Below are 12,815 nucleotides of genomic sequence, written 5' to 3'. Positions count from 1 at the left end.
GTTCTACTTCAAGCCCGATGCGGGCCGTCTGTTGCTATCGCCTGCCGACGAAACACCCAGTGAGCCCTGCGATGCTTTGCCCGAGGACATGGACATTGCCATCGCGGTGGACCACATCGAGCAGGCAACGACACTGTCCATTACCCACGTGCGACAGAAATGGGCAGGACTGCGCAGCTTCGTGGCCGACCGTAGTCCCGTCATCGGCTACGACCCTCGGCTTGCGGATTTCTTCTGGATTGCCGCACTCGGAGGCTATGGCATCCAGACGGCACCCACCGTCGGTCGGCTCGCCGCGGCCCTGGTGCAACGACACCCCGTTCCTGCGGATCTGCTCGAGCTGGGGTTTGACCTGGAAACGATCTCGCCGGGCCGAAACCTCGACTAAGGTGTCCCGATTGCCGGCGTGAACCGAAGGTCCTGATAGTCCCAACTGAAATCGGCCAGCGGCGAAACCGCTTTCATGCCAATCTGCTCGACGTGCCCGTCGGGTTTGAGGGCAAACGTGACATAGGCGTCTTCGTAACCGGGTGTCGTGAAACGCGTGCGGAACGTGTCGTATTGAACATGTTCGAGTGCACCTGACATGCCAGGTGAACGGTCGAAGTTGATCTTCAATCCGCCCTCGCCCTCCCCCTTACTGATGGTGATCGTGCCGTACCAGGGATCACGATACGTGCCGGCGTAGCCAGCGAGCGGCAGCGACGGTCCCGCGGCCCGACGGTTAGCCGTCTCGTCAGCGATCAGCGCCTTCTTCGCCTCGGTCTCCTCCTGTTGCTGTGCCTCCGCGTAGCTGGCAATCCAGTCTGGCGAAGGCAGGCCCAGGTAAGTGTCCAGAAGGTGCTCGCGCATGGCGAATAGCGTGCCCACGTCCTCTGAATTGACCATCACGGCAAACGCGACATGCTTGTCGGGAATGAGCACCACCGCGGAGATACCGCCCAGCACGCCACCGAGATGCGTGACGATCTTGTGGCCGCGATAGTCCCGTACCTCAAAACCCAGGGCGTAGGCCAGAAATTGAGGCTCGCCCAGCGCCAACGACGGGGGTCCCGGCGTGATCGGTATCAAGGTCTGGGGTGTCCACAGGGCTGCGGATGCCTTCGGGCTGAACAGGACTTTGCCATCGGGCATGACGCCATGATCGAGCTGCACCTGCAGCCACTTGCCCATGTCGCTCGCGCTGCTCATCAGGGCGCCAGCTGGCGCGAAAGCGTCGCCCGTCATGACGCTGGTCAGGACCGACGGCTTTCCGAAGCCACGCACCGGCCCGGAGATCTTCGCGTGCAGCGACACCTGGTTCGGCACCCTGGCATCGATGCTCACCTGGGTGTCGTGCATTCCCAGTGGATCGAGGAGGCGCTTCTGCATGAAGTCCTCCCAACGCTGCCCACTCACCGCCTGCAGCAGCTGTCCGGCCACAATGTAGAGCACGTTGTCGTAGTCGTAACTTGCGCGGAACGAATGTGCCGGCTTCAGGTAGCGAACCGCATGGACCAGTTCGTCACGTGTGCGATTGGTCTGGGGAACGAGCATGAGATCGCCCTCCCCCAACCCCAGACCGCTTCGGTGCACGAGCAGATCGGTGACGGTCATCTCGCCCGTGGTGTACGCATCGAACATGCGAAAGCCCGGGAGCCTGTCCGCGACCAGATCGCTCCATTTCAGCTTGTCCTGATCCACCAGCATGGCCAGCGCCGTACTGGTGAAAGCCTTGGTGTTGGACCCCAGCGGGAAGATCGTATGAGCGTCGACTTTCTCGGGGGAACCGAGCTTTCTCACGCCGTAAGCATGGGTTGAGATGTTCTTGCCATCCACGATGACCAACGACATGCCAGGCGTGTCGAACGTCTTCATGGCACGGGCGGCATAGGCATCCAGGGAGTCCGTGCCGGCGTCACCGGGCGACGATGCGGCCAGCACCGGGTATGGCCACAGAAGTGCCACAGCCAAAAGGAAAAGCGTGCGTGCGCGCATCGTCGGGTCCCTCACTTTGCCTTCGGCGTCGTGCGGCGCTTGCGCGGCGAGGGGCCAGTTTTGCCCTGCGAAGGGGCCTTCGGCCTGGCATCGCTGGCCGCCGGTGCCTCCACATAGCCCACGAACTTCTGCCGCAGCTGCGTGATGTCACCGATGCGTTCGAACCGGTCTCCCATCCGATCGCTTACCGCACCGATCAGCAGGCTGAAAAGACTATTGGCCGCGCTGAAGTTATGCCAGGCGCGGTGGTCGTCGATGGGCAGCATGAGGACGTGGTCGGTCAGCTGCCGCGCCCAGTAGCACTGGCTATCGGTGATGATCACCAGCGGAATGCCTCGCTGTGCCACCTCTTCCGCCAGCAGGCGGAAGTGGCGCGAATAGCGGCGGAAGTCGATCAGGACGACGCAGCTGTGTTCGGTCGAGTCGAGCAGTACATCCGCATACGCACCTTCCTGGCCATTCGCGAACGACGTGCGCGGCTTGACGTGCTGCAGCAGGTTTGCAAAACCGATACCGAGGAAACGGCCGTGGTGGAAACTCGACACGGACACGCGGTCGGCATTGACCAGCAGATCGACGATGGCGGTCCATTCCGGGCTAGACGTCAACGCGTGGGCGGCAGTCAATCCACGAATCTCCGACTGCAAGGCCTCGGAGGGTGATGCCGCGGCGCCACCTGCCGGACTGCTGTAAAGCTGCAGCCACGGCGTGCCGCCGCGCAACTCCTCCTTCAGTTCGGCCAGGCCTTCATAACCGAGGTTACGCAGGAAGCGACCCACGGTCATCGGGCTGACATCGACCTGCTTGCCGAGCGACGCCGCCGTCTCGAACGGGATGCTGTCCATGTTCTGCAACAGGTGTGCGGCGATCTTCTGTTCGGCCGTGGTGAAGGTATCCCACCGGCTCTTTAGTTTCTTCTTGATGTCCTTGCTCATCTTCTTCTGCTCACTGTGTCATCGCCATCGCAGGTGCCACCGATCCATGTCGTTCCACATCCCCCAACCGACGTCCAAGCATATACAGGAGCGACGCGGAAAGTCCGGCGACGCCGCCGATAAGGACGAAAAACCAGCCGTGCGCAAGAACGCTCCACAAGGTGCCCAGGGCACCGGCCAGAAGGTTGCCGAAGAAGCCGGCGAAGAACCACGTGGCGATGCTGGTGGCACGAAACCCCTCCGGTGCCAACCGACCGAACAGGGCCAGTCCGACCGGCAGGATGTAAAGCTCGCCGATGGTAAACACCACGAACCAGCCGAACAGCCAGAGCCAGCTCGCACGCGTGCCGTGAGCGTCGCTCCATGCCGCGACCATGCCCAGCGCCACGAAGGACGCACCCACGATGGTGGCACCGAACGCCATCTTGGCCAGCAACGGCGTTTCCACACCGCGGCGGGCCAGCCGCGACCAGCGCGCGACCAGGAAAGGCGTGAACGCGAACACCGCCAGGGAGTTGATCGACTGGAACCAGGTCATCGGTATGACCCACCCGGACGCCAGCTGGCGATCGATCCCGGTGTCGGCCCATAAGGCGATGGTGTTGCCGTTCTGCTCGTACGCGCCGCGGAACACGACGACGATGGCGGCAATGCCGACCAGCAGGGCGAAGCGATCGCGCGCTGCGCGGTCCAACGGTGCGCGGGCCGCTCGCATCGCGGCACCGCGCGCCGGTTCGGGCGGCAGGTAGCGGCGACCGCCCAGGTAAATCACCAGCGACAGCAGCATGCCGAAGCCGGCTGCGGCGAAGCCCCAGTGCCAGCCATAGACCTCGCCCAGCGTGCCGCACACCAGCGGGGCCAGGAAACCGCCCAGATTGATGCCGACGTAGTAGATGTTGTAAGCGCTCTTGCTGCGGACGTCGCCGTCGCGGTAAAGGCCCTCGATCTGGCTGGCCAGGCTGGGCAGGAACAACCCATTGCCCAGTGCGATGGTGATGAGCGCCGGGTAGAACAGCGCTTCGGAGGACATCATGAAATGCCCCAGCGCCATCGCCGTGCCACCGATCACCACCGCGTTGCGCTTGCCCAGCCAACGGTCGGCCAGCATGCCGCCGAACAGCGGGGTCAGGTAGACAAAGGCAGCATAGGCGCCGTAGACCAGCGAGGCGTACTCCTGGCCCATGTCCAGGTGCTTGGTCATGTAATAGACCAGGATGGCGCGCATGCCGAAGAAGGAGAACATCTCCCACATTTCGGTCAGGAACAGCACGCTCAGACCACGCGGGTGGCCGAACCAGTCGCTTCCTCGCGCTGGATTCATACCGGTGCTCCCCACAGGTTTTCCGGACACCATATCCTGCCGTCCTCGTAAATGGCGCCCGGCGTGCGGTCGGTGGTGAGGAAGGTCGGCCCATCCAGATCCACCACGTCGCACAGCTGACCGACCACGAAGGCCGGCGCCATGGCCAACGACGAACCGGACATATTCCCCACCATCAGGTCGAAGCCCAGTGTGCGCGCCTCGCGTGCAAGCGCAAGGGCCTCGGTCAGGCCACCGCACTTGTCCAGTTTGATGTTGACGATATCGACGCGACCGAGCACGTTCCGTAGGTCGCTGCGATCCTGCACGCTCTCATCCGCCGCGATGCGAATGGGGCGCTCCAGGCCATCGAGCCAGGCTTCGTTTCCGATGGGAAAAGGCTGCTCGACTACGTCCACGCGTGCATCCACCAGGGTCGGCAGGAGTCGCGCGAAGGACTCGCGCGTAAAACCCTGGTTTGCGTCGACCATCAGCCACACATCCGGTCGCGCCGCCCGCACCGCCAGCACGCGCCGCGCATTGAGATCGTCGTCGGTGAGTTTGATCTTGATGGCGCGAGCACCGGCATAAGCGGTCGCGCGCTCGGCCATCACGTCGGGTGCCTCGGCACCGACGGTGAAGGTGGTTACCAGGGGCCGCGGAGCCTTCTGCGCCGCCAACTCCCACACGGACTCACCGCTGCGCTTGGCTTCCAGATCCCATAGCGCGCAGTCGAGCGCATTGCGCGCACCGCCGGCGGGTAATACGTGCTGCAGTTCCTGGCGCGTCAGACCCGCCTCGATCCTGGGCCGAAGTGCTTCGATCTGCGCCAGCATCGCGTCCGGCGTGTCGTTCTTGTAGTAGACGCCCAGCCCTTCCCCACGACCCACCAGGTCGCCATCGCGAAGGCTCACCACGACTGCCTCGAAGGCGGTGAACGTGTAGCCGGTGATGTGGAAAGGCTGCTTCGTCGGCCACTTCTCGATGTTCGCCTGCAGTTGCAGGCGAACATGTCGGTTGCTATGCATGACTACTCCGAATGCTTTCGCTCAATAACGGGCGCTGAAGCTCACCAGCCCGAACACCACGATGAACCAGGCCAGATAGATGGCCACCAGCGCGAGCAGCGTTTCTCCGAGCCGCACCCAACCGCTTCGGCGTGGCGTCATCCAGGCCCGCACGCCGTGGGCGACCACCGCTATGGCGCCGATCAGCCCCACTACGCCGAGCACGTAAAGCACATACAGCCAGGGCGTGATCGTGCCTTGCACCAGCGGGATCGCATTGGTCGCGGTGAGGACCACCATCAAGACCAGCCAGCCCAGCAGCACCAGGAACAGCGCCAGGAGCCCAAGACGAGAAAGCGTACGCGAGCGCCTCTGCACGGAGGTGAGTTCAAGCCGCTGGCGGTAGTGCCTGCGCACGCCCCAACCCACGGGCCAACTGATCAGCGCGACCATCAGGATCAGAAGGGAAAGCCCGGCTAACAAGCGCACCGAACCCAGCGATCTGAAGCCCGAGACGGTCTGGAAGACGAACACCGGCGGCTCGGCATCCGTGGCCCAGTAGCGGATGGCGCCCTGCGCGTCGGCTACGAATTTCAGCTTGCGGATGCCGTTGACTTCGCGATATTCCAGGGGTCCCACTTCGCGCCAGTGCAGCGGCACACCCGCATCGCTGGTCAATGCCGAGACCGCGATGGTGTCATCGGGCATGGCCGCCACCTGGACCTGCGTCAACAGATAAAGCGGACGCATCGCACTTTCGTTCCGTCGGCTGGCGCTATACCAACCCGCGACCCGCGCAGCATCCGCTTTGGCGCTCGGCGCGGTCGGTTGTGACGGGACGACGTTCGGGAAATAGCGATCGAGGAAGGCGCGGAACATGGCGGCTCGAATGACGCCCGCGCCGCCTTCGTTGCCGGCGCTGTTCATCGAGATAAAGAACCCGACGTGGGCATCCAGCATCAGGTGCAGATCGCTGTGGAAATAGTCGAGGTCGCCGGCGTGGCCGACGATACGCTGGCCGTGGCTGTCTTCCTGGTAAAAGCCCAGGTCGAAGCCGTTGAGACCCGGTGCGGCGGTGCGTTGCGGCGTATGCATCAGCGCAACCGTCGCCGGCTCGAGAATCCGTGCGCCGTTATAGGTCCCGCCCTCCAGCTGCGCGATCATGAAGTGCGCCATGTCGACCGCGCTGCTGCTCATGCCGCCGGCGGGAGCGGGATTCACCATCTCGAACTGCTTGGGCTCTCCTTCCGAAGCCGTCAGGTAGCTGCTCGCAAGCGAGGCGACCCAGGAAGCCTTCAGCGGCTGGTCGTTGGTCGAGTGCGGCATATCCAGCGGCGCGAAGATGTGCTGCTGGATGTAATCCTCGAAGCGCTGACCCGACACGCGCTCCACGATGTAACCGGCCACGCCGCAACCATAGTTGGAATACGCGACGATTTCGCCCGGCGGAAAGATGCGTGCTGGTACATGGCTCTTCAGGTAATCACCCAGGGCGACCTGCTTGTCGCCCGCCGTGATCAGGCCCTTGGCGCTTTCCTCGAAGCCCGCTGAGTGTGTCATCACGTCGCGCAGGGTGATCGGCTTGCCATCGAGCGGTGGAATGGTGAAGTCGAGGTACGTGTTCACATCCTTGTCGAGATCGAGCTTGCCTTGTTCGACCAGTTGCATCACCGCCGTCCATGCGAACAGCTTGGATGTCGAACCCGGACGAAACAGCGTGGTTTCCGGCGACGGCGGCGCCAGGGTCTTCAGGTCGGCATAGCCGTAACCTTTGGTAAAGACGATCTTGCCGTCCTTGACCACCGACACGACAGCGCCCGCCACGTCGCCGCGCCCCAACGCGAAAGGCAGCAGCCCGTCGAAGAATGTCGACAGGTCCTCGTTCGTCAGCGCGGGAGGCGCACCGGCCCGACTCGGAGTGGCGGGCGTGGGCAGCGGCGCTGCAGCGGCTGGGGTCGGTGTCAGCGGCTGCGTCACCTGTGCCGACGCCAGGCCCACCGCGCAGGTCACAACGAACGTCGCCAGAATCCTGGTGTAACGGTTCATGCGTTAACGCTCCTTAGAAGTCGTAGGTAACGTTGACGCCCACCGTGCGGGGCGGCACGTAAGAGGCCGCGAAAGGACTCCCTTGCGGATCGATCGTCTCGGACGTGAGCGACGTGATGCCGCGCTGGTTGGTCAGGTTCTTGACGTAAGCCTGGAGACTCCAGGCGCCATAGTAAGAGCCAGCGTGTACGTCGATCCCGTGATAGCTGGGTGCCGTCAGGCGAGGGCCTGGAACAGGAAGGAAGTCCGTCTTCCTCGAGCCCACGTAGTTGTACGTGGCGCCGGCCGAGCCCGACCAGCCGCCACCGAGTGGAAAGTCATAGTCCAGGCCCACCGTGGCGTTCCATTTGGGTACCCACGGCAACCGATCGCCGTCGTAGCCGAAAAGACCCGGAGGCGTATCCGCGGTCAGCGCAGCATCGGTGTAGCTCGTATTTGCCGAGAGAACCAATCCATGCACCGGAGCGTATTTCCAGCTTGCTTCGACGCCCTGGCTCTTCGCCTTGCCGCCGTTGCCGAGGAAACTGAAACCGCCCGCGGTGGATGTGAGCTGGATGTGGCTCCAGTCGATGTAGAACACGTCGGCATCGAAGGACATGCGCCGGTCGAGCATCGTCGCCTTGAAGCCGAGCTCGTAGCTGGTCAGCTTGTCCGGTCCGAAACTCACTGGCGCGCCGAGACCCGGCGGAACACCCACGTTCGGACCACCCGGCCGGAAGCCGGAAGCGACGCGGATGTACGCCATCACATCGTCGTTGAACTTGAAGCTCGGATTGAACAGGAACGTGGTCGGCGTGTCCTTGCTTTGCGTGGTGAAACCGATATCCCCGACCAGCAGCCCGGAGCCTGTCTGCGTGAATGTCGTCTTGTCCTTGCTATAGCGCCCACCCACCAGGATGCTTAGCTGTGATGTCACGTGCCAGGTCAGGTCCGCGTAGCCAGCCCATTCCTTGAAGATGCCCGGCCCCACGTTGATCGCGCCTAGCGGTGGCAGATCAAGCGGCCCCCCTGTACTTGCGTCGAAACCATTCACCAGCTGCTGGTTCGTCGTGCTCTCACGCGTGTAAAACACACCGACACGCCATTCCAGCATCTGGTCTTCAGGCGACTGCAGGCGAAGGTCTTCGGTGAATTTGCCCAGAGTGATCGGATCAGTGATGGAGTAGCCACCGTTATCCAGTCCGAACGAAGGATTGAGAACCGGCCCGTAGGCAGCAGTGACATCCTGATCCGTGTTGACCTTCTGCGTGCTGTAACTGGACGACGACACCAGCTTCGCCCAACCGAAGTCGGCGTTGACCGACGCGTCGTACAGGCGGTACTTGATCTTKAACAGGCCCGTGTCTGCGGCCCTGCTCTGCTTCTGGTAACCGTAGAGCGGCTTCAACGTGAGGGGATCCACCTCTACACCCGTGTTGGCGAGCCCATCGCTGCTGAGGTTCTGGGCCAGCGCGGACAGGCTGACCGATACCTTGCTGCTCGGCGTCCAGAGCATCTCTGCGCGACCACCGCGAACCGTCGCCTCATTGACGTCCGACTTTCCGGTGAAGACGTTATCGATGTAACCGGGATCTTTTCGGTCGTACGCGTTGATGCGAAGTGCCAGGGTGTCCGCGATCAGCGGCAGGTTGACCATGGCGCGTTCGTTGAAGCCGCTGCCACCGCCCTTCACGCTGCTGTACCCCGTCGACAGATAACCGAACGCGCGCGTGGCGTCCGGCTTGGCCGTGACGAACTTGACCAGTCCACCGAGTGAGTTCGCACCGTAGAGGGTGCCTTGCGGACCGCGCAGTACCTCGATGCGTTCGAGGTCCGCGGGATCCAGATCCGGCGTAAGCAGGCCACCACCGGCGTATACGGTACTGGAGCCGTATGGCGCGTCATTGATATAGGTACTGACCGCGGAGTTCGCCTGCCCGCTGCCGGAGGTGATACCGCGCAGCACGAGCTGCGTCTGGCCTTCAGAGGTCGAAATAAGATTCAGGCCGGGGACCTGCGTCGCGTAGTCGGCGAAGCTGTTCGCGCCTGCCCGCTTGAGGTCATCCCCCGAGACGGCCGAGACGGCCATCGGTACATCCTGCAACTTCTCGGTGCGCTTGTTGGCGGTGACCACGACGGCCGGCAGGTCTGCCGCTTGCTTGCGTTGCGTTTCCGCCTTCTGATCCTGGGGGTCGTCGGCGCCGAGTGCGACGCCACTTGCGCCGATCAAAGCGGCGGCGATGGCCGCGCAGACGGCACGCCGACGGTGCTGGAAGTAGCGATGCTGCATGACGTCCCCCGTGATAAGCGAATGGCTTGCCCCGGGCTCATTGTTAGCTCGTTATCATTCGTGTGTCAATGGTATCGAACTATCTTGATCTGTCGCTACGCTCTCCGATACGCGGCTAACCTATAACCGTCCCGTTTCGAACGATCTCTCCCAGCCATCGGCGCTCACCACGCGACCTGCTTCAAAGGTGAACTCCACTCGGGAAACGGTCTTGCCTCGGCTATCGATGAACTCGACGACAACCTTGCGCTGCGAGCAGGGATCTGCCGGTATGTCCATATAGTCCCAACCAAGAAAGCGATAGGTGTCCGCCTTCATCGCTCGCGCAAGCGCACGAGCACCATCGACGCCCGTTCCCAAGGGACGGCCTACGTCGCCTGCGCCAAGGTTGAAACTCGCGGATGGGGCGATCAGCGCCCCTAGCCCGTCATCCGAGCGTGCTGCCAGCCTGACCACTTCAACGGCACGAAGGCTAAGGAACCGCTCAAGTTCACGTGAGCCCGAGATCTCTGGCCGAACGCATACGGAAGGCTCTGCGAATGTGGGGCCTGCAGCCAGGACCAGACCAAGGCAAACCAACCATCGACGCATTTTCATTGACATAGGTAGTAGGCTCGATAATCGCCGCTTTCCACGCTAACGGCCCGGACCTTTCCGCGCGCGTCGCGATGAAACTCAAGCTGCATGAGAGGCATGGCGTCGGAATCCGGATCGACGAAGCGTGTCGGCGACAGGGCCTGTAGCTGGTGCACGTTATCGTCGCCCGGCACTCGCATCGATGCCTTGCCGTGGGACATCGTGATCTGAAACGAGTCGGCATCAAAGTCATCGGCGAGTCGACCGCGAATGTCCATGGGCACGCTGTTATCCAGGCGATACGTGCCCTGGTAGTCCGCATAGGAGACGTCCGCAGGATCGAGTTCAACAGCATGCAATACCGGATCCACGCCCTGACCGATCATGTCGGACAAGGCATGCCGGATTTCCAGGCGCAGACGAGCACCGTTGGGGCTGTTGGTGAGTATCACGAAGCCGTCGCCTGTCTCCAGGTAACCTTCCATCCAGGCGCGGTAGTTGTCGTTGGACCCGCTGTGGAAGAAGACCCGCCCGTTACCCGATCCCAGCAGCTCCGGTCCAAGCCCTTGAGGGCTGGGCGACACGGGGCTCATCATTTGTGTGGCAAGGGCGCGCGACAGGAACCCGTTATGCCCCCGATAGCTCTCGATCAGCGTGGCAACCATGGCACCGAGCTCGTTCGCGCTCGTCCAGAGTCCCGAAGCGGCCTGCTCGGGAAACGACTGCCAGCCACGCGGCAACGCGATGAGCTTGCCTTGCTCATCGTGGGCCTTCGCGATATTGCCGCGCGAGGCCGACAAGGGACTCTCAAACGTGCTGCGCTGCATATGCAGCGGATCGAGCAGCCAGGTGCGGGCCGCCGTGGCGAAATCGGTGTGGGTCACGTCTTCGAGTAGCTGCTGCTCCACCTCGATGCCCCCTCCCGAATAGGCGTAGCGCGAGCCCGGCGGGTAGATAAGTCGAACGGCATGGTGTTTCGCAGGCGGCAGACCGTCCAGCGTTTGCAGCAGGGTCGGCACTTGCTCCTGAGGCAGGAAATCAGGGAAGCCACCCACGTTGAACCCGGAGGTATGCGACATCAGCATGCGCAGGGTTACGTCGGGATGGGGCGTGTCCTTGGAGGCCGGAACATGCCAGCTCGTCAGGTAGGTATCGATGTTGCGGTCGAGGTCCAGCTGCCCTGCCTGCACCATGCGCAGGATCATCACCGCTGTCGCTACCTTGCTGATCGAGCCAGCCGAAAACAGCGTATCGCCATCGACTTTGTCATTCGTACCCGCTTCCCGGAGCCCGTACCCCTTCACCTGCCAAACCTTGCCGTGGCGCAGCACCGCGATGGCAACGCCGGGGATGTGGTAGTACGCCATCCGGTCGCGAAGCGACCAATGTGGAACGGGCTGGCCGGCTTCCACGATCGCGGGGCGAAGGTTGTTTTCCCAAGAAGAATTATCGGTAGCTGACTCAGTAGCCGAAACGAGCGGAATCGAAAAAACAACGAACGCCAGGACCGCCAGTTTCCCGGAGAAGCCAGGTGTCTGACGCTGCACAAACGTGATCGACATAACGAAAGTATCCATCTTGTAGGAGGGAGGAGTTTTGGTTATTTCTTACCTTCCCATTCGTAGCGGGTGGCGACCGCTTCACCTGCCCTCTAACGCCTAAGCGCTGCGCAAGAACGCCACAATAGCCTCCTGCATGGCTTCTCTATCCCGGTATACGTGCCCGACGAGTCCAGCCTGCACCGCGCCCTCGACGTTGGCAGCCACGTCGTCAATAAACAGCGTTTCCTCGGACTTCCATCCAAGCTGTGCCACAGCCGCGCGGTACACTGCAGGATCCGGTTTCGCCGTTCCGAAGTCCGCAGCGACAAACGCCCGACCGGTGAAGACCGGAAAGAACTCGGGCACGATCGCCTGCCAGTGATCTGCGAGCAGCCGGCCATTGTTGGTAAGGATGGCGACGCCGGCGGTCTCGGCTACCGACAGTGCGAGCTCGATCGCCCACGAACGTGGCGTTGTCGCGCGTTTGCGTGCCTCCACCCAGGCTTCTGCGGAGACTGACGCGCCCAGATGCGCAGACAACGCGTCGAGATACCCGCGTGCGTCTAAACGACCAGTGTCAGCCGCCGCTTCGATGCCCGAAACGTAGATCGCTGCGTGTACGTCGAGCGTCGTCCTGCCCAGTGCTGACGAAAGGCAGGCAACGCGAACCGAAGGCTCGTAATCGACCAGGACGCCGTCCATGTCGAAGAGAACGTTCTTCACTAATCGGGTCCTGACAGAAAATCTGGCGTTCCGATGATATATACCCCGGGCCGTAAACCGCCAGCTCATCGTTGCATGGAAACGTCCGTCTTCCATGCGGGCCCTCACCGATCCCCCCGTAAAAGAAGCCAACGACCGGCCAAAGCGCTCCAGAGCGGATACATGGAGCAACCGATCAACGTGCCAATGGCGAGCACCAGGTGAACGATCCCATTCGCCCTCTCCGTCCCGGGCGGAGTCGGATCGTCATCGGAGATCGGACCGTGCAAGATCGCTGGATCGACGAACAGCGCGTAACCGATGGGGAAAACGCTGATCAAAATGAGACCGACCCCTGCCACGATGCCTAGTCTCCGCAGACCCTTCGGTAGACCGTTGGCATGCTGCCGGCAGACGGCGATGAGCCACCCGCCAACCGCGCCCTGGGGGATCATATAGAGC

The 12,815-nt window shown here is 62.6% G+C and carries 10 protein-coding genes; 1 reads left to right on the top strand and 9 read right to left on the bottom strand.

What is annotated here, in order from left to right; all coding sequences use genetic code 11:
• Positions 1-388, top strand: a 388-nt coding sequence (locus tag AC1DSN_RS10650) for an FAD-dependent oxidoreductase (protein WP_477330634.1), incomplete at its 5' end; no start/stop codon positions are given.
• On the opposite strand, the gene AC1DSN_RS10645 is transcribed toward AC1DSN_RS10650, so the two are convergent.
• From AC1DSN_RS10645 to AC1DSN_RS10605, 9 genes are all read right to left on the bottom strand, one after another.
• Positions 385-1,977: a serine hydrolase gene (locus AC1DSN_RS10645; protein WP_477330632.1), complete on the bottom strand. Its 1,593-nt coding sequence runs from the start codon at positions 1,975-1,977 to the stop codon at positions 385-387. The two genes, AC1DSN_RS10650 and AC1DSN_RS10645, sit on opposite strands and share 4 nt — an antisense overlap.
• An 11-nt stretch (positions 1,978-1,988) precedes the next feature.
• Positions 1,989-2,912: a MurR/RpiR family transcriptional regulator gene (locus AC1DSN_RS10640; RefSeq protein WP_477297825.1), complete on the bottom strand. Its 924-nt coding sequence runs from the start codon at positions 2,910-2,912 to the stop codon at positions 1,989-1,991.
• A 10-nt stretch (positions 2,913-2,922) separates the two neighbouring features.
• Complete coding sequence (locus tag AC1DSN_RS10635; protein ID WP_477330631.1) at positions 2,923-4,233, bottom strand: peptide MFS transporter; 1,311 nt, start codon at positions 4,231-4,233, stop codon at positions 2,923-2,925.
• Positions 4,230-5,240, bottom strand: coding sequence for a dipeptide epimerase (locus AC1DSN_RS10630; protein WP_477330629.1), 1,011 nt, complete (start codon positions 5,238-5,240; stop codon positions 4,230-4,232). Before AC1DSN_RS10630 ends, AC1DSN_RS10635 begins: the two co-directional genes overlap by 4 nt.
• A 21-nt stretch (positions 5,241-5,261) precedes the next feature.
• A complete protein-coding gene (locus tag AC1DSN_RS10625; RefSeq protein WP_477330627.1) occupies positions 5,262-7,265 on the bottom strand; it encodes a serine hydrolase domain-containing protein in 2,004 nt (667 codons plus the stop codon).
• A gap of 13 nt (positions 7,266-7,278) precedes the next feature.
• The gene (locus AC1DSN_RS10620; protein WP_477330625.1) at positions 7,279-9,534 is read right to left on the bottom strand and encodes a TonB-dependent receptor; all 2,256 of its coding nucleotides are present in this window, start codon (positions 9,532-9,534) and stop codon (positions 7,279-7,281) included.
• Positions 9,535-10,127: 593 nt separating this feature from the next.
• Entirely contained in the window at positions 10,128-11,672 is a 1,545-nt protein-coding gene (locus AC1DSN_RS10615; RefSeq protein WP_477330623.1) for a serine hydrolase domain-containing protein, read from the bottom strand.
• 96 nt (positions 11,673-11,768) lie between these two features.
• Positions 11,769-12,374 carry an HAD family hydrolase gene (locus AC1DSN_RS10610; protein ID WP_477330621.1) on the bottom strand — a complete coding sequence of 202 codons (606 nt, stop codon included), beginning with the start codon at positions 12,372-12,374 and terminating at the stop codon, positions 11,769-11,771.
• A gap of 104 nt (positions 12,375-12,478) precedes the next feature.
• The coding region (locus AC1DSN_RS10605) for a hypothetical protein (RefSeq protein ID WP_477330619.1) at positions 12,479-12,815 on the bottom strand (337 nt) is incomplete at its 5' end.

Source organism: Luteibacter sp. P4_D7_3 (genome assembly GCF_056401735.1).
Note: the sequence above shows the minus strand (reverse complement) of the source record. Positions and strands in the feature narration are given on the sequence as shown.

Bases quoted from the DNA above. Each gene is read 5' to 3' on its own strand.
- AC1DSN_RS10630 (WP_477330629.1), bottom strand. From the start codon at position 5,240: ATGCATAGCAACCGACATGTTCGCCTGCAACTGCAGGCGAACATCGAG.
- AC1DSN_RS10645 (WP_477330632.1), bottom strand. From the start codon at position 1,977: ATGCGCGCACGCACGCTTTTCCTTTTGGCTGTGGCACTTCTGTGGCCA.
- AC1DSN_RS10625 (WP_477330627.1), bottom strand. From the start codon at position 7,265: ATGAACCGTTACACCAGGATTCTGGCGACGTTCGTTGTGACCTGCGCG.
- AC1DSN_RS10635 (WP_477330631.1), bottom strand. From the start codon at position 4,233: ATGAATCCAGCGCGAGGAAGCGACTGGTTCGGCCACCCGCGTGGTCTG.
- AC1DSN_RS10640 (WP_477297825.1), bottom strand. From the start codon at position 2,912: ATGAGCAAGGACATCAAGAAGAAACTAAAGAGCCGGTGGGATACCTTC.
- AC1DSN_RS10615 (WP_477330623.1), bottom strand. From the start codon at position 11,672: ATGTCGATCACGTTTGTGCAGCGTCAGACACCTGGCTTCTCCGGGAAA.